The following is a 15,236-nucleotide window of genomic DNA, read 5'->3' on the forward strand; positions in this document are numbered from 1 at the left end:
GATCCGCAACGGCATCCCGGTGATGCTGGTGGATGAGGCGCGCGAGCTGGATTAAATCGGACGACCCTGCAGCAGTTTCGGCAAGTCTCCGGTCAGCCCGGCGGCCTCGCGCACGAAACCGCGGCGCAAGCCGGGTAGGGAACCGACGACCCCCATGCCGATATCGCGGCCTATCCGCAGCAGCGGATTGTCGTTGGAAAACAGCCTGTTGAATACATCCGTCGCCATTGCCAATGCGGCGGTATCGAACCGGCGCCACTCCTGATAACGCTCCAGCACCAGGGTCGAGCCGAAATCCTCGCCGCGTCGCCCGGCCAGTGTAAGAACCTCGGCCAACGCGCCCACATCGCGCAGGCCCGCGTTCAGGCCCTGACCCGCGATCGGGTGCATGCCATGGGCGGCGTCCCCGACCAATGCCAGCCGGTCTGTGATGAAGGAATTGGCGATGGTCAGGTTCAGTGGATAGGTGAACCGGTCGCCTTGCAGCCTGATATCCCCCAGAAAATCACCGAAGCGCGGGCGCAACACCTGAAGGTATTCGGCCTCGGGCAGGGCGTTGATATGTTGCGCGGCCTCGGTCCGTTCGCTCCAGACGATGGAGCTGCGGTTGCCGGTCAGTGGCAGGATTGCCAGAGGACCGGGGGGCATAAAGAACTGATGCGCGATGCCGTGATGCGGCAGATCATGTTCGATGGCGCAGACCAGCGCGGTCTGGCCGTAGTCCCACCCTGTCCGCTTGATGCCTGCGCGTTGGGCTGTGCCACTGCGGCGGCCATCGCAGCCGACGATTAGCCCTCCGGTGACCGTAGACCCATCATCCAGCATCAGCGTCACGTCCGACGCATCAACCTGTTGTGACGTGACGGTCTTGCCGCTGATCCGGGTGACGCGCGCCTCGTCGGCCATCGCATCCAAAAAGGCGCGGCGCAGGTGGCGGTCTTCGACCATATAGCCCATCGGGCCTTCCTCAAGCTCGGCATGGTCGAAATGCATGAAGAAGGGGGACGGCCCCGCACCGGCATGGCCGTCGGTGACCTTGATCTCCAGCATCGGCTGCGCGTGCTCCGCAACGCGGCCCCAGACGCCGGTGGCATCCAGCAACCGTTGCGAGGCCAGCGCCAGCGCATAGGCCCGCCCGTCAAAGGCTGCGTTCTTGCGCACGCCCTCGGCCAGCGAATCGATGACGGTGACAGAATGCCCCGTCTGCGCCAGTGCCAACGCCAGGGCAGGGCCGTTCAGCCCGCCGCCTACGATCAGAATATCGGAACCTTGAGTCATGCCCCGCACTATGCGCGCCCTTTCGGGATTGTCCATGTGCAGTCCTGTCGCTACCGTCGCTTTGGGCAGAATTCCTTGAAGGGGGACAGGATGCAGGACTGGCTGACCATGACCGCGTGTGATCTGGGGCGGGGGATCGGGATGGGGCAGATCGATCCGGTCGAATTGACCGAGACCTACCTGTCCGCCATCGACGCCCATCCGCATCGGGACCGCATCTATGCCCGCGTCACCCACGACCGCGCCCGTGCCGAGGCGCAGGCTGCGCAGGAACGCGCCAGGCTGGGCCTGCGCCGGTCGCTGCTGGATGGCGTTCCGATCAGCTGGAAAGACCTGTTTGACACCGCGGGGATCGTGACCGAGGCGGGCTCGGCCCTGTTGAAGGATCGCGTGCCGGATGCAGATGCGCTGGTTCTGCGCAACGCCACCGCGATGGGAACGGTATGTCTGGGTAAAACCCATATGAGCGAGCTGGCCTTCTCGGGCCTCGGCCTGAACCCGGTGACCGCAACGCCGCCCTGTATCAATGATGAGGATGCGGTGTCGGGCGGGTCTTCCTCGGGCGCTGCGGCGTCCGTCGCCTGGGGGCTGGCAGCCTGTGGCATCGGATCAGACACGGGCGGATCGGTGCGCATACCGGCCGCCTGGAACGATCTGGTCGGGCTGAAAACCACCGCCGGTCGGCTGAGCCTTGAGGGCGTCGTGCCGCTGTGTCTGCGCTTTGACACGGTCGGCCCGGTGGCGCGCTCGGTCGAGGATGCGGCGCAGATGCTGGCGCTGCTGGAAGGCGGCAGCCCCGCTGATCTGCGTGGCGCATCGCTGAAAGGTCTCCGCTTTGCCGAATTACAGACCGTGGCGCAGGACGATCTGCGCGATGCACCCCGTGCGGCCTATCAAGAGGCGGTGGAAAAACTGCGCGCTGCCGGGGCAGAAATCATCCCGCTGGAGGTGCCTGAACTGCACGAGGCGATGGCCCTGTCCGGCATCCTTTATACCACCGAAGCTTATGGCCTGTGGCGCGATGTGATCGAAGCCAACCCCGATGCGATGTATCCCGAGATTCTGGAGCGGTTCCGCATGGGGCAGGGCACTTCGGGGCCTGACTATGTGGCCGCCTGGGCCAAATTGAAGGCGTGCCGCAATGCGTGGGATGCGGCCACCGCCGGGTTCGATGCGGTTCTGGCCCCGTCTGCCCCCATTCTGCCGCCCAATCTGGACCGGCTGATGAATGATCATGACTATTACGTCTCTGAAAACCTGCTGGCCCTGCGCAATACCCGGATCGGCAACCTGATGGGGCTTGCGGCGCTGACCCTGCCCACCGGAACCCCCAGCTGCGGGCTGATGATGCTGGGCTATCCCGGCTCGGAAGAGGTGCTTTTGCGTCTGGGGTCCGCCGCCGAATCCGCATTGGCCTGAATGCCACAATCCCCTGATTCGGCACCTCTTTGTCTGGACGAAGCAGGGGCGGGCCTGTAATCTGCCAAAAAAACGGGGCGCAAATGACCCCGAATATTGAGGCAGTATGATGAATTTCCCCGAGCGGTTTTCGAACCTACCGGAATATGCATTCCCGCGTCTGCGCGCCCTGTTGGATCACCATCAGCCGGGCGGTGACGTCGTTCACATGACCATTGGTGAGCCCAAGCATGATTTCCCACCCTGGGTGACCGATGTAATCATGGAGAACGCCGCCGGGTTTCAGGGCTATCCGCCCAATGAAGGCTCGCCCGAGCTGCGCGGGGCCATCGCCGGTTGGATCAACCGCCGTTATGGCGTGGCGATGGACGCGGATGTCAATGTCATGGCCCTGAACGGCACGCGCGAGGGGTTGTATAACGCCGCAATGGCGCTGTGCCCGGAACTCAAGAACGGCCAGCAGCCCATCATTTTGTGCCCGAACCCGTTTTATCAGGTCTATATGGTGGCCTCGATCTCGGTCGGGGCGCAGCCTTATTTCGTGTCCGCCACGGCGGCAACCGGCCATCTACCGGATTATGCCGGGCTGCCCGAGGATGTGTTGAACCGCACCGCAGTGGCCTATATCTGTTCCCCGGCCAACCCGCAGGGGGCAGTGGCCTCGCGCGACTATTGGGCTGAACTGATCCAACTGGCCGAGAAATACGATTTCCGTATTTTCGCCGATGAATGCTATTCTGAGATTTACCGCGACACCGCGCCCGTGGGTGCCCTGACTGTCGCGCAGGAGCTTGGAGCGGATCCCGAACGGGTGGTCCTGTTCAACTCGCTGTCGAAACGGTCCAATCTGGCCGGGTTGCGCTCGGGCCTGATTGCGGGCGGACCAGAGACGATCAAACGGGTCAAACTGCTGCGCAGCTATGCGGGCACGCCACTGCCGGCACCCTTACAGGCCGCCGCCGCCAAGGTCTGGGCGGATGAGGCGCATGTGGCCGAGAACCGCGCGCTCTATCAGGAAAAATACGCCGTCGCGGATCAGGTTTTTGCCGGTGTGCAAGGCTACATGCCGCCCGAGGCCGGGTTCTTCCTGTGGCTGCCGGTGGAAAACGGCGAGGAAACCGCATTGAAACTGTGGCAGCAGACCGGCGTTCGGGTCCTGCCGGGCGCATATCTTTCCCAAGGCGATCCGGGGCAAAACCCGGGCGAGCAATTTATCCGGGTCGCCATGGTGGCCCCAAAAACAGAGATGCAGCGCGGGCTGATCACGCTCCGCGACTGCATCTATTCGTGAGGTACGAGGGCAAAATGGCATCATTGAACGCGCGCAACCGCGATCCGTTACTGGACAGCACCACGCAGGCCGCCATCGAACGGCGCAGCAAGGAACTGATCGGGATCGCCTTGATCCTGCTGGGCTTTGCTGCCGCCGCGATGATCTGGTCCTACACGCCGGATGATCCGAACTGGATGGTGTCGACCGACGCGCCGGTGCAGAATTGGATGGGGCGGATTGGGGCCTCGATTGCGGCGCCCCTGTTCATGATCGTGGGCTGGGGTAGCTGGTCCATCGCGCTGGTGTTGATCGGCTGGGGCGTGCGTTTTGCCGGGCATTTTGGCGAAGATCGCGCTGTGGCCCGTCTGATCTTTGCCCCGATCTGGATTGCCGTTGTCGCCGTTTACGCCGCAACACTGGTGCCGGGTGAGGCCTGGCGCGCCACCCACAGCTACGGGCTGGGCGGGCTGTTTGGCGATACGGTGATGGGCGCGTTGCTGACGCTGCTGCCGATCTCATCGCATTTTCTAGTAAAATTGATGTCGCTGGCCATGGCTGCCGGGATGCTGGCGTTGGGCATCTTTGTGCTGGGTTTCTCCAAGGCGGATGTACGCCGGGGATTCCGAGCCTTCCTGCTGGGGCTGGTGATGTCCTATGACATGCTGATGACCCTGCTGGGACGCGGCGCTGCCGCCACCGCGCAAGCTGCACGAGACCGTCGCGCGCAATGGGACGAACGCCGCGCGGCACGGATTGAGCCGGTTCTGGAAGATGAGGTCGCTTTTGCCGATCCGATCTTCGAAGAGTTCGAGCCCGAACCCGAGCCGCAAAAACCCGGCCTTCTGGCGCGCATGCCCGCCCTGATCCGTCGCCCTGAACCGATGCCTGAACCCGAACTGGTCGATCCCGACCCGGTTGCAGGCTTTGAGGAAATGCCGGGCGAGGATCGCATCCGCTCGAAAATCTCGGCCGCTGTGCGCAACCGCAAGGTCGCAACCGGTGAGATGACGCCCGAGCCCGATCCGAACCTGCCCCTGACCAAAGGGCGCGGACGCGGCCCGGACCCGCTGATCCTGAACGCCGGTGGAGGAGAGTTGCCGCCCGAGCCACCCATGACCGCCACCGGCCTGCCCTCCGAGCCACCTCTGACCGCCGAGCCGGAGTGGCAAGAGCCCACGCAGATGGACTATGCGCCCGAGGCGGATTTCGACGACGACACCGTGTTCGAGGACATGTCTGAGCCCGCCCCGCAGGCCCGCCCCGCGATGAAAATCCCCGTGGCCGAGCCGCGCAAGCCCGTTGTCGCGCAGCCTGTGCGCCGTGCGCCCCCACCCTCGCGCCGGGCGCAGGCTGAGGCACAGCCGACCCTGTCTTTCGAAGAACGGCATTCGGATTTCGAACTGCCGCCCTTGGGGCTGCTGTCGAACCCCGCCAACATTCAGCGTCATCACCTGAGCGATGAGGCGCTGGAAGAAAATGCGCGGATGCTGGAAAACGTGCTGGATGACTACGGTGTCAAAGGTGAGATCGTCAGCGTCCGCCCCGGCCCGGTTGTCACCATGTACGAACTGGAACCGGCCCCAGGCCTGAAAGCCAGTCGCGTGATCGGTCTGGCCGACGATATCGCGCGGTCGATGTCGGCCCTGTCAGCGCGGGTTTCGACCCTGCCGGGCCGCTCGGTCATCGGGATCGAACTGCCCAACGAAAACCGCGAGATGGTGGTGCTGCGGGAAATCCTCGCCAGCCGCGACTTTGGCGATGGTAACCATGCGCTGCCGCTGGCGCTGGGTAAGGATATCGGCGGTGAATCCGTTGTGGCCAATCTGGCCAAGATGCCTCACCTGCTGATCGCGGGGACCACGGGGTCCGGTAAATCGGTGGCGATCAACACGATGATCCTGTCGCTGCTGTACAAGCTGTCGCCGGACGAATGCCGGTTGATCATGATCGACCCCAAGATGTTGGAACTGTCCGTGTATGACGGCATCCCGCATCTGCTGTCGCCCGTTGTGACCGACCCGAAAAAGGCGGTCGTGGCCCTGAAATGGGTCGTGGGCGAGATGGAGGATCGCTATCGCAAGATGTCCAAAATGGGCGTCCGCAACATCGCAGGCTACAATGGTCGCGTGAAAGACGCGCAGGCCAAGGGCGAGCTGTTCAGCCGCACGGTCCAGACCGGGTTTGACGAGGAAACTGGCGAGCCAATGTTCGAGACCGAGGAATTCGCCCCCGAAGCGATGCCCTATATCGTCGTCATCGTTGACGAGATGGCCGACCTGATGATGGTCGCGGGTAAAGAGATCGAGGCTTGCATTCAGCGTCTGGCACAGATGGCGCGGGCCTCGGGCATTCACCTGATTATGGCAACGCAGCGCCCGTCGGTCGATGTGATCACCGGCACGATCAAGGCGAACTTCCCGACCCGGATTTCGTTCCAGGTGACCTCGAAAGTCGACAGCCGCACCATTCTGGGCGAGATGGGGGCCGAGCAACTGCTGGGGCAGGGCGACATGTTGTATATGGCGGGCGGGGCCAAGATCACCCGTTGCCACGGACCCTTTGTCTCGGATGAAGAGGTCGAGGAAATCGTCAACCACCTGAAACAGTTCGGCCCGCCGGACTATATGAGCGGTGTGGTTGATGGCCCGGCTGAGGAAAAAGCCGACAATATCGACGCGGTTCTGGGTCTGAACACCGGCGGCAATACCAATGGCGAAGACGCCCTGTATGATCAGGCGGTGGCGATTGTGATCAAGGATCGCAAATGCTCGACCTCGTACATTCAGCGGAAACTCGCCATCGGCTATAACAAGGCCGCCCGTCTGGTCGAGCAGATGGAAGAGGAAGGCGTTGTTTCGCCTGCAAATCACGTTGGTAAGCGGGAAATCCTCGTCCCCGAGCAGTAGGATATTTAATAACAAGGGCAAAGCGCTTATCTGGGTCTTATGAAACAGATTGCCTTTGCCCTTGCTTTGACACTGGCCGCGCCTGCCGCTTGGGCGGCAGAGAAGCTGCCGCTGTCCGAAATCTCGACCTACCTGAACCAGATGAAGACGGTTCAGAGCAGCTTTACTCAAGTGAACGATGATGGCTCGTTGAGCACCGGAAAGCTGTGGCTGCAGCGCCCCGGCAAGATGCGGTTCGAATATGATCCGCCCAGCAGCGCCGTTGTGCTGGCTCGTGCCGGGACGGTTCAGATCTTCGATCCGAAATCCAACCAACCGCCCGAGCAATACCCGCTACGCCGCACGCCCCTGTCACTGGTTCTGGCGCGCAATGTCGATCTGGGGCAGGCCAATATGGTCGTGGGGCACGAGTTCGACGGGACCGCAACCGTTGTGACGGCACAGGACCCGAAGAACCCCGAAAATGGCAGGATCGAATTGATGTTCACCGGCGATCCGGTGGAGCTGCGCAAATGGGTGATCCACGACAATGCGGGTGGTCAGACAACCGTTCTGCTGGGCCAGCTGACCGAGGGTGGCAAGCTGGATCAGAGCCTGTTTTCCACCAAAACGCGCAGCGGATCAGCCAACCGCTGATCCGCCCGCAGATGCCTTAGTGACGGCAAGTCGCCAGTTGTGCCTGATACACCCGCGCCCGTGCGTCCACATCATCGGCCACGTTCAGCAACCATGATTTGCTGTTGTAGCTGCCGCGCGCATAACCTGTGTGGCCTTCGTGATAGGCCAGATACTGGTTGCGCGTGTCGCTGGGGTGGATGCCGTTGCGTTCGTAGGTTTTGTTCATGTACCAGCCGATGAAATCCGACGCGTCGCGGATGCGATCCCGCTTGGCGCGGCGCTTGCCGGTCTCGCGCTGGTATTCCTCCCACGTGCCGTCCAGAGCCTGGCTGAAGCCATAGGCGCTGCTTTGTCGGCCCATCGGGATCACACCGAGCACGTATTTATGCGGGGTCCGCGCATCATGACGATAGCGGCTTTCCTGATAGATCGTGGCCATCTGAACATGGACGGGGACACCCCATTTGCGTTCAGTGCTTTTGAAAGCCTTGATATAGTCAGGTTTTTCGCGCGCAATGCTGCACGCGTCGTTCAATCTGCTGGGCGGCTGTTTGGAGCCGCCCCCACAGGATGCCAAAAGCAGCACCCCTAAGAGTACGAATAGAATTCTGCTCATGTGCCTCGTGCCTTTTTCTTTTATTCTAGCGCAGATTGCGTCCTGAGGAAATCACAATCGCTACAGAATAATAGCCAGGATCAGGGGTAACGCCGCGACAGACAGCAGGGTCGAGACCATGACCATCCCCGCAACGGCGTCGGCATCGGCCTTGAACCGTTCGGCCAGCAGGTAAGAGGTGACGGCAACCGGGGTGCAGATCTGCAGAACCAGAACGCCAAAGGCGACCGGTTCCAGAGGGAAGATGAGGCCCAAACCCCAACCCAAGGCGAAGCAAACGATCAGCTTGATCAGCGACAGCCAGATGGCCTGCCCGATTTTGCGGGTGGTCAGCCGGGCAATGGCGACGCCTACGGTGATCAGCATCATCGGAACCGCCATCTGCCCCAGCAGGTCCAGCGTGTTGGTCAGAAACAGCGGCGTCTGCCAGCCGCGCCACAGAAACAGCGCGCCCAGCAGTGTGCTCCAGACCATCGGCTCGCGCAGGACCTTGCCGAAAGCGCCCCGGCCTGCGACCAGATAGATACCGTAGGTAAAAGAAAACAGCGCGGTCACCGCCAGAAAGATCACCGCATAGCCCAGCCCCGCCTGCCCGAAGGCAAAGATGCACAGCGGCAAGCCCAGATTGCCGGTATTGCCGAAGATCAACGGCGACAGATAGGTGCGCTGCTCCAACCCTGTCACCCGGACGAAGACCCAGAACAGGGCGGCCAGCCCGACATGGGCGGCGATGGCGGCCAGGGTGAACAGGGTCAACTCTCCGCCCGGGATTTCGGTCTGCATCAGCGCCACGAAGATCAGGCTGGGCACCGCCAGCGTCACCGCCAGACGGGTGACGAATTCCAGCCGGTATTCGAAGCCGAGTTTGAACCAGGTGAAGCCGATCCCCGACAGCAGGAAGACTGGCGCCACGATTTCGAACACTGTAAGAAGGAGGTTCACAGACTGTTTCCCCGAATTTCAGATCAATGATTGGCTTTTCGGCCCGGAAAGAGGTAGTAAATGCTTTGGGGGCTGAAACAATGTTGAAGACACACGCAAAATACGGTTTGGGCCAGGTGGTCCGGCATCGCAGACACCCTTTTCGGGGGGTGATTTTTGACGTCGATCCGGAATTCGCGAATTCGGAAGAATGGTATGAAGCCATTCCTGAAGACAGCCGTCCGGTCAAGGATCAGCCGTTCTACCACCTGCTGGCAGAGAACGACCAATCCTTCTATGTTGCTTATGTTTCTGAACAAAATCTGGTTGAGGACCAATCGGGTGAGCCCGTGGACCACCCGGATATCCCCAACATGTTCGGCCCGTTTCAGGACGGTTCGTACCCCCTGCATTTTCAGCTGAACTGATTTTACGGCCCCTGCGGGCAGCCCGGCCCGCCGATCAATATCCAAGGGCGCAACCGTCTTTTCTGGGGTCGCTTGCGCCGACCAGAACACCGCTGTCGAGGATGCGGATCGCTTGCGCTCCGCCAAGCGGTGTTTCCGGTGTTTCGATAATGTGGCCCATTCCCGATAATTGTTGCCGAACCGCGTCGCCGTGCCCGCGTTCGAGTTTCAAGACACCGCCATCGGCAAATGCGCGTGGGGCGTTCAGGTTCTCTTGCAGCTCCAGATCATAGTCCGTGAGGTTCGACAGGAACCGGGCATGGCCGGTGGGCTGATAGGCTCCGCCCATCACGCCAAATGGCATCATGACACGGCCATTTTGTCGCAACATACCGGGGATGATCGTATGCATGGGGCGTTTGCCGCCGGCCATTTCATTCGGGTGCCCCTCTTGCAGGGTGAAGCCTGCACCGCGGTTCTGCAGCAGGATGCCGAACTTGTCTGATGCGATGCCTGACCCGAAGCCATGGAAGATCGAGTAAATCAGCGACACCGCCATACGGTCACGGTCCACCACGGTGATATAGACCGTGTCCTTATGCACCGCCTCGGTCAAAGGCGCCGCCGCCTGCATCGCGCGACGCGGGTCGATCAGCGCGGCCAGGTGCGCGGCGGTCTCAGGGGCCAGAAACCGCTCCATCCCGGTGGTGCTGTCAGGATCGGCGATAAAGCGGTTGCGGGCGTCATAGGCCAGTTTGGTGGCTTCTGCTTCGATATGAATACGCTCGGCGCCCCTTGGGTCCATCCCCGAAAGATCAAAATGTTTCAGGATGTTGAGCAGCAGGATCGCCGTCGCGCCCTGACCGTTGGGCGGATGCTCCAGCAGCTCGATTCCGCCGTAGTCCCCACTGACGGGTTGGGTTTCGTCGCATTTCACGTCGGTGAAATCCTGGGCGCTATGCACACCGCCTCGCGTCGTCAGCGCGGCCAACATGTCCTCGGCAATCTCACCGGTATAGAACGCATCACGCCCGTCGCGGGCGATGCGGCGCAGGACCTCGGCCTGCCTTGGCGCGCGGAACACCTGTCCGGTTTGCGGAACCTTGCCGTCCAGCAAATAGTGATCCCGCGCCGCGCCTTGCAGCGTGCTTTCGTCCGAGGCCCAGTCAAACGCCACACGCGGGGCCACGGGCACCCCGGTTTCGGCATAATGGATCGCAGGCTGCAAGATCGCGTCCAGACCAATGCGGCCTTCGGTTTCCGATAGATGACAAAAGGCATCGACCGCGCCCGGGATGGTCACCGCCTCGGGCCCATGCAACGGAACAGCTTGCAGCCCTTTGTCGCGCAACACCGCCGCATCCGCCCGGGCTGGCGCGCGACCAGAACCGTTCAGGGCGCGAACGGTATCTTCCCCAGCGCGGTTAAACAGCACAAAGCAATCCCCGCCGAGGCCCGTCATCTGCGGCTCGCAAATGCCCAGCAACACCGCCCCGGCAATGGCCGCATCCATCGCATTGCCGCCCCGCGCCAGAATATCCAGCGCCACTTTGGCGGCCAGCGGATGCGATGTTGCGCACATCCCATTGGTTGCCAGAACTTCGGACCGGCCCGGCATGTGCAAATCCCGCATGAGTGTCTCCTGTTATCAAACAGGCAGACAGTAAGTCGGTCGCGCGGATTGTCCACTGATGAAGAAGGGGGAAGTCCTCGGCGCCGTTCACTGGGTGGGGGCTGTGACGTTAGGCGCCGAGGGAAGCTATCTGAGCTACCCCTTTTTTCTGACGTCCGTTTGCGGCGCTACAATGGTTCGATCTGGGCGTTATTGTGACCATTTCTGGCCAGTTATGACATATCCGTAAGGTCGAACCGAAGAAACAGCAGGTTGCGTCCCTCTTGCCGTTCATAGCGGATTTCGCTGGTCAACTGACGAATCAGGAACCAGCCAAAGCCGCCTTCGGGCAGGTTTTGCCGCGTCGTTTCGACCGAGGCCGGAACGCCGTCGGGTACTTGCAGCCCGGGCATCGGGTTGCCTGTATCCAGAATCTGAACCTCTAGCTGATCGCGGCACAGGCAGCATTTCACGCGAATGGCGGCGGGCGGAATGTCGGCATAGGCATGTTCGACCACGTTATTGATTGCTTCGGCCAAGGCGATCTTGATATCCCCGGCCCGATGTGTCGGCACCCCCAATTCCGTCAACCGAGTGCCAAGCAGCGCGATCCCGGTGCTTGCCCGGGCATCGATGGCCTGAAAGCTCAGGTCCAGACATTCCATATCACCGTTGCAGGCCACGCCGATCTACTCCTGCCCCGATATCAATCCATACCTGCGGTCAAGGCGTCATCCAGTGACGTGAACAGTTTGAACACCGTATCCATCCGCGTCAGGCGAAACACTTTCTCCACCACCGGGTGAAGACCGGCCAGATCCAGCCTGCAACCGTCACCGAGCTGTTTCATGGACGCGACAATCGCGCCCAAACCGCTGGAGTCGATAAACTCGACGGTAGACAGGTCCAGAATGACCCGGCTGGCGCCCGCATCAGATTGCGCCCGCATATCTTCCTTGAACTGAATGGCCATGGCCGCATCAATGCGGTCGCAATGAACCGTGATAACCTGTGTCTCGCCGGTCGTGGTGCTGCTTAGCGCCATGTCAACCGCCCTCCGGTCTAAGAAATGATCGTAGAAATACGCTAGACGGGATTTCTTACCATTCGGTATCCATGAGATGGATTTTCAGGAGAGGGGCAAACGATGAAAGAGGTTGTGATCGCAGGCGCGGCGCGCACGCCGATGGGCGGGTTTCAAGGTATGTTCGACGGGGTTGCGGCAGCCGAATTGGGCGGCACCGCCATCCGGGCTGCCTTGCACGGCGCGGGCGCACAGACCGTGGACGAGGTTCTGATGGGGTGCGTTCTGCCCGCCGGGCAGGGGCAAGCCCCCGCGCGTCAGGCCGGATTTGCCGCCGGTCTGGGCGAAGAGGTGCCGGCCACGACACTCAACAAGATGTGTGGCTCGGGCATGAAGGCCGCGATGATGGCTTTCGACCAGATCGCGCTGGGCCATGCCGACACAATGGTTGCAGGCGGGATGGAGAGCATGACGAACGCCCCCTACCTGCTGCCCAAGATGCGCGGCGGCGCTCGTATCGGCCACGGTCAGGTGGTCGACCACATGTTCCTCGACGGGTTGGAAGACGCCTATGACACAGGCCGCCTGATGGGCACGTTCGCCGAGGATTGCGCCGAAGCCTATCAGTTCACGCGCGAGGCGCAGGATGAATACGCCCTGCAATCCTTGTCCAACGCATTGACCGCGCAGGACAATGATGCTTTCGACACCGAAATTGCCCCGGTCACGGTGCGCAGCAGAAAGGGTGAGGTGACACAGGCGACAGATGAACAACCAAAATCCGCCCGCCCTGAGAAAATCCCGACCCTGAAACCGGCCTTCCGCAAGGATGGCACGGTCACGGCGGCCAATTCCTCGTCAATCTCGGACGGCGCTGCGGCTCTGGTGCTGGCCTCTGCCGAGGCAGCGCAGGCGCAGGGCCTGACCGTGCGTGCCCGCATCCTGGGGCACGCGAGCCATGCCCAAGCGCCGGGCCTGTTCACCACCGCTCCGGTACCTGCCGCCCAGAAACTGCTGTCGCAAATCGGCTGGCGCAAAGAAGACGTCGACCTGTGGGAGGTTAACGAAGCCTTCGCCGTCGTCCCCATGGCCTTCATGCATGAAATGGGCCTGCCGCGCGAGATCGTGAACGTGAACGGCGGCGCCTGCGCGCTGGGCCATCCCATCGGCGCATCGGGTGCCCGGATCATGGTCACCCTGCTGAACGCGCTGGAAAAACGGAACCTCAAACGCGGCGTCGCTGCGATTTGCATCGGCGGCGGCGAAGGCATCGCCATCGCCATCGAACGCATTTGACCCTTCACCTTTTTCCAAATACTCCGGGGGTGAATTGAGCCGCAGGCTCAAGAGGGGGCAGCGCCCCTTCCCCCCAACGCAAGAGCACCACGATGACAGCCGAATACGACACGCTTGCCAAAGCCATCGCCGCCCTGACCGAAGGGGAAACCGATCAGGTCGCCCTGATGGCCACCGTCGCGTGTGAGGTCCACCACGCCGATGATCGCTTTGACTGGACCGGCTTCTACCGCGTCACTGAACCGGGCTTGCTGAAAATCGGCCCCTATCAGGGTGGGCATGGCTGCCTTGTGATCCCGTTCGACCGTGGCGTCTGCGGGGCCGCTGCCCGAACCGGGCAAACGCAACTGGTCCCGGACGTGGACGCCTTTCCCGGCCATATCGCCTGCGCGTCCTCAACCCGGTCGGAACTGGTCTTGCCCGTACGAGACGAGAGCGGAGAGATCATTGCCGTATTCGACATCGACAGCAATCAACCGGATGCATTCACCGAAATGGATGCGACGGCGCTAGAGGATATTCTGAAACAGGTCTTCTCCTGACCTTAGATCGGCAAATCCATACGCGTCAGCGCGACACAAATCGCCAGCTGAACGCCTAGAATCCCGAACAACCAGACCGAAAACCCCCGCTTTCTGGTCTTGTGTCGAAACATCCACCGACCCAGCACCGCGCCGGGGCTGCCGCCCAGGGCGGCCAGCCATAACAATCGGCGCTCGGGCACGCGCCGTTTCCGGCGCCGCGCGTGCAATTTGTCCCAGCCAAAAGCCAGCAATGTCAGGCCATTGACCGCCCAGAGATAGGCCACCGCGATCCACATGCATCTGCCATAGCCAAACCCCGCACCAGACCCAAGTGAAAAAATGCTTGGAATTTTCACCGATTCGAGGCACCGTGAAATTCAAGGTTAAAATTTCACGACGAGTCGGAGCATTTCTTGAACGATCAAGCCCCCCAAAGTGCAACGCTTGGTGCCGATCTGCGCGCCCTGCGCAAGGCGCGTGGGTTAACGCTGACCGAGATCGCGACGCGGCTTGACCGCTCGGTCGGATGGCTCAGTCAGGTGGAGCGGGACATGTCGGACCCTTCGATCTCCGACCTGCGTCAGATCGCCGATTGTCTGGGCGTGCCGATGTCGATGCTGTTTGCCCATTCCGCCGCCCCGGCCAGCGAACAAGGTTACGTGGTCCGCGTGGGCTCGCGCCGACCGATGGGGTCGGGTGAGGAAGGGCTGATTGAGGAACTGCTGTCCCCCGACCTGACCGATGATTTCGAAATGGTGCATTCCACCTTTCAGCCCCGATCCCGGATGCAGACACAGGCCAACCGCCCGACGCAAGAGGTCGGCTATATCGTCTCGGGCCGTCTGGACCTGACCATCGGGGGCCGCGAATACACTGTCGGGCCCGGCGACAGTTTCCGCATCAAACATGAACCCTATCTGTGGTCGAACCCCTATGACGAACCCGCCGTCGCCATCTGGGTCATCGCCCCGCCGGTCTACTGATGAGTTTCGAGGCCTGGACCATATTCGCGCTGTTCTGGGTGGTGTTCGTCACCACCCCGGGGCCGAACGCGGTCAATTGCATCTCGAACGGGATGAGCCTGCCGCTGCCCAAGGCGATGCTTGGGGTGCTGGCGATCCTGACGCAGGCCAGCGCCTTTCTGATCCTGTCGGCGCTGGGGGTGACGGCCCTGATCGCCGCCTCACCTACCGGGTTCTTCATCGCCAAGCTGATCGGCGCGGGGTTTCTGATCTGGCTGGGCATTCGCGGCTGGATCAATGCCTCTAAACCCGCACCCACGACCGAGCGTCCGGCGCGGCATGTCTATCTGCACGCGCTGGCGGTGGCCACGATCAACCCC

At 61.8% G+C, this 15,236-nt stretch carries 16 protein-coding genes; 9 read left to right on the forward strand and 7 right to left on the reverse strand.

Features of this window, described 5'->3' with window-relative positions; all coding sequences use genetic code 11:
• Positions 1-51: 51 nt before the first annotated feature.
• Positions 52-1,278 carry an FAD-dependent monooxygenase gene (locus tag MPJ51_RS17330; protein ID WP_298389249.1) on the reverse strand — a complete coding sequence of 409 codons (1,227 nt, stop codon included), beginning with the start codon at positions 1,276-1,278 and terminating at the stop codon, positions 52-54.
• Positions 1,279-1,368: 90 nt separating this feature from the next.
• On the opposite strand from MPJ51_RS17330, the gene MPJ51_RS17335 reads away from it, so the two are divergent.
• The 4 genes from MPJ51_RS17335 (at position 1,369) to MPJ51_RS17350 (ending at position 7,512) form a co-directional block, all read left to right on the forward strand.
• A complete protein-coding gene (locus tag MPJ51_RS17335; protein WP_298389251.1) occupies positions 1,369-2,697 on the forward strand; it encodes an amidase family protein in 1,329 nt (442 codons plus the stop codon).
• A gap of 109 nt (positions 2,698-2,806) precedes the next feature.
• Positions 2,807-3,988 (forward strand): aminotransferase class I/II-fold pyridoxal phosphate-dependent enzyme, encoded by a 1,182-nt coding sequence (locus MPJ51_RS17340; protein ID WP_298389290.1) that lies wholly within the window; start codon positions 2,807-2,809, stop codon positions 3,986-3,988.
• Positions 3,989-4,002: 14 nt separating this feature from the next.
• Positions 4,003-6,876, forward strand: coding sequence for a DNA translocase FtsK (locus MPJ51_RS17345; protein WP_298389253.1), 2,874 nt, complete (start codon positions 4,003-4,005; stop codon positions 6,874-6,876).
• Between the two features lie 39 nt (positions 6,877-6,915).
• On the forward strand, positions 6,916-7,512 hold the full coding sequence (locus MPJ51_RS17350) for an outer membrane lipoprotein carrier protein LolA (RefSeq protein ID WP_298389255.1): 597 nt from the start codon (positions 6,916-6,918) through the stop codon (positions 7,510-7,512).
• 16 nt (positions 7,513-7,528) lie between these two features.
• On the opposite strand, the gene MPJ51_RS17355 is transcribed toward MPJ51_RS17350, so the two are convergent.
• The gene (locus MPJ51_RS17355) at positions 7,529-8,110 is read right to left on the reverse strand and encodes a lytic transglycosylase (protein ID WP_298389257.1); all 582 of its coding nucleotides are present in this window, start codon (positions 8,108-8,110) and stop codon (positions 7,529-7,531) included.
• A 60-nt stretch (positions 8,111-8,170) separates the two neighbouring features.
• Complete coding sequence (locus MPJ51_RS17360) at positions 8,171-9,052, reverse strand: AEC family transporter (RefSeq protein ID WP_298389259.1); 882 nt, start codon at positions 9,050-9,052, stop codon at positions 8,171-8,173.
• Between the two features lie 80 nt (positions 9,053-9,132).
• Between MPJ51_RS17360 and hspQ the strand changes: the two genes are divergently transcribed.
• Positions 9,133-9,459, forward strand: coding sequence for a heat shock protein HspQ (hspQ, locus tag MPJ51_RS17365; RefSeq protein ID WP_298389292.1), 327 nt, complete (start codon positions 9,133-9,135; stop codon positions 9,457-9,459).
• A gap of 34 nt (positions 9,460-9,493) precedes the next feature.
• Here the strand turns inward: hspQ and MPJ51_RS17370 are convergent, their stop codons facing one another.
• The 3 genes from MPJ51_RS17370 to MPJ51_RS17380 all read right to left on the reverse strand — a co-directional run bounded on the left by MPJ51_RS17370 (position 9,494) and on the right by MPJ51_RS17380 (position 12,095).
• A complete protein-coding gene (locus MPJ51_RS17370) occupies positions 9,494-11,071 on the reverse strand; it encodes a gamma-glutamyltransferase family protein (RefSeq protein ID WP_298389261.1) in 1,578 nt (525 codons plus the stop codon).
• Positions 11,072-11,283: 212 nt separating this feature from the next.
• Complete coding sequence (locus MPJ51_RS17375) at positions 11,284-11,733, reverse strand: ATP-binding protein (RefSeq protein ID WP_298389263.1); 450 nt, start codon at positions 11,731-11,733, stop codon at positions 11,284-11,286.
• Positions 11,734-11,756: 23 nt separating this feature from the next.
• Positions 11,757-12,095 carry an STAS domain-containing protein gene (locus MPJ51_RS17380; RefSeq protein WP_298389265.1) on the reverse strand — a complete coding sequence of 113 codons (339 nt, stop codon included), beginning with the start codon at positions 12,093-12,095 and terminating at the stop codon, positions 11,757-11,759.
• Between the two features lie 102 nt (positions 12,096-12,197).
• On the opposite strand from MPJ51_RS17380, the gene MPJ51_RS17385 reads away from it, so the two are divergent.
• Both MPJ51_RS17385 and MPJ51_RS17390 read left to right on the forward strand, forming a co-directional pair.
• Positions 12,198-13,370: an acetyl-CoA C-acyltransferase gene (locus MPJ51_RS17385; RefSeq protein ID WP_298389267.1), complete on the forward strand. Its 1,173-nt coding sequence runs from the start codon at positions 12,198-12,200 to the stop codon at positions 13,368-13,370.
• Between the two features lie 92 nt (positions 13,371-13,462).
• Complete coding sequence (locus MPJ51_RS17390; protein WP_298389269.1) at positions 13,463-13,912, forward strand: GAF domain-containing protein; 450 nt, start codon at positions 13,463-13,465, stop codon at positions 13,910-13,912.
• 2 nt (positions 13,913-13,914) lie between these two features.
• Here MPJ51_RS17390 and MPJ51_RS17395 read toward each other — a convergent pair whose 3' ends face one another.
• A complete protein-coding gene (locus MPJ51_RS17395) occupies positions 13,915-14,190 on the reverse strand; it encodes a DUF1294 domain-containing protein (RefSeq protein WP_298389271.1) in 276 nt (91 codons plus the stop codon).
• A gap of 117 nt (positions 14,191-14,307) precedes the next feature.
• Here MPJ51_RS17395 and MPJ51_RS17400 point away from each other — a divergent pair, with 117 nt between their 5' ends.
• On the forward strand, positions 14,308-14,877 hold the full coding sequence (locus tag MPJ51_RS17400) for an XRE family transcriptional regulator (protein ID WP_298389273.1): 570 nt from the start codon (positions 14,308-14,310) through the stop codon (positions 14,875-14,877).
• Positions 14,877-15,236, forward strand: a 360-nt coding sequence (locus MPJ51_RS17405) for a LysE family transporter (RefSeq protein WP_298389275.1), incomplete at its 3' end; no start/stop codon positions are given. The genes MPJ51_RS17400 and MPJ51_RS17405, both read left to right, overlap by 1 nt.

Source organism: Ruegeria sp. (assembly GCF_028066395.1).
In the GTDB taxonomy this organism is placed as follows: domain Bacteria; phylum Pseudomonadota; class Alphaproteobacteria; order Rhodobacterales; family Rhodobacteraceae; genus Ruegeria.

Excerpts from the sequence above, each read along its gene's own strand:
- MPJ51_RS17330 (WP_298389249.1), bottom strand. The coding sequence starts at position 1,278 with ATGACTCAAGGTTCCGATATTCTGATCGTAGGCGGCGGGCTGAACGGC.
- MPJ51_RS17335 (WP_298389251.1), top strand. The coding sequence starts at position 1,369 with ATGCAGGACTGGCTGACCATGACCGCGTGTGATCTGGGGCGGGGGATC.
- MPJ51_RS17340 (WP_298389290.1), top strand. The coding sequence starts at position 2,807 with ATGAATTTCCCCGAGCGGTTTTCGAACCTACCGGAATATGCATTCCCG.
- MPJ51_RS17345 (WP_298389253.1), top strand. The coding sequence starts at position 4,003 with ATGGCATCATTGAACGCGCGCAACCGCGATCCGTTACTGGACAGCACC.
- MPJ51_RS17350 (WP_298389255.1), top strand. The coding sequence starts at position 6,916 with ATGAAACAGATTGCCTTTGCCCTTGCTTTGACACTGGCCGCGCCTGCC.
- MPJ51_RS17355 (WP_298389257.1), bottom strand. The coding sequence starts at position 8,110 with ATGAGCAGAATTCTATTCGTACTCTTAGGGGTGCTGCTTTTGGCATCC.
- hspQ (WP_298389292.1), top strand. The coding sequence starts at position 9,133 with ATGTTGAAGACACACGCAAAATACGGTTTGGGCCAGGTGGTCCGGCAT.
- MPJ51_RS17370 (WP_298389261.1), bottom strand. The coding sequence starts at position 11,071 with ATGCGGGATTTGCACATGCCGGGCCGGTCCGAAGTTCTGGCAACCAAT.
- MPJ51_RS17380 (WP_298389265.1), bottom strand. The coding sequence starts at position 12,095 with ATGGCGCTAAGCAGCACCACGACCGGCGAGACACAGGTTATCACGGTT.
- MPJ51_RS17385 (WP_298389267.1), top strand. The coding sequence starts at position 12,198 with ATGAAAGAGGTTGTGATCGCAGGCGCGGCGCGCACGCCGATGGGCGGG.
- MPJ51_RS17390 (WP_298389269.1), top strand. The coding sequence starts at position 13,463 with ATGACAGCCGAATACGACACGCTTGCCAAAGCCATCGCCGCCCTGACC.
- MPJ51_RS17395 (WP_298389271.1), bottom strand. The coding sequence starts at position 14,190 with ATGTGGATCGCGGTGGCCTATCTCTGGGCGGTCAATGGCCTGACATTG.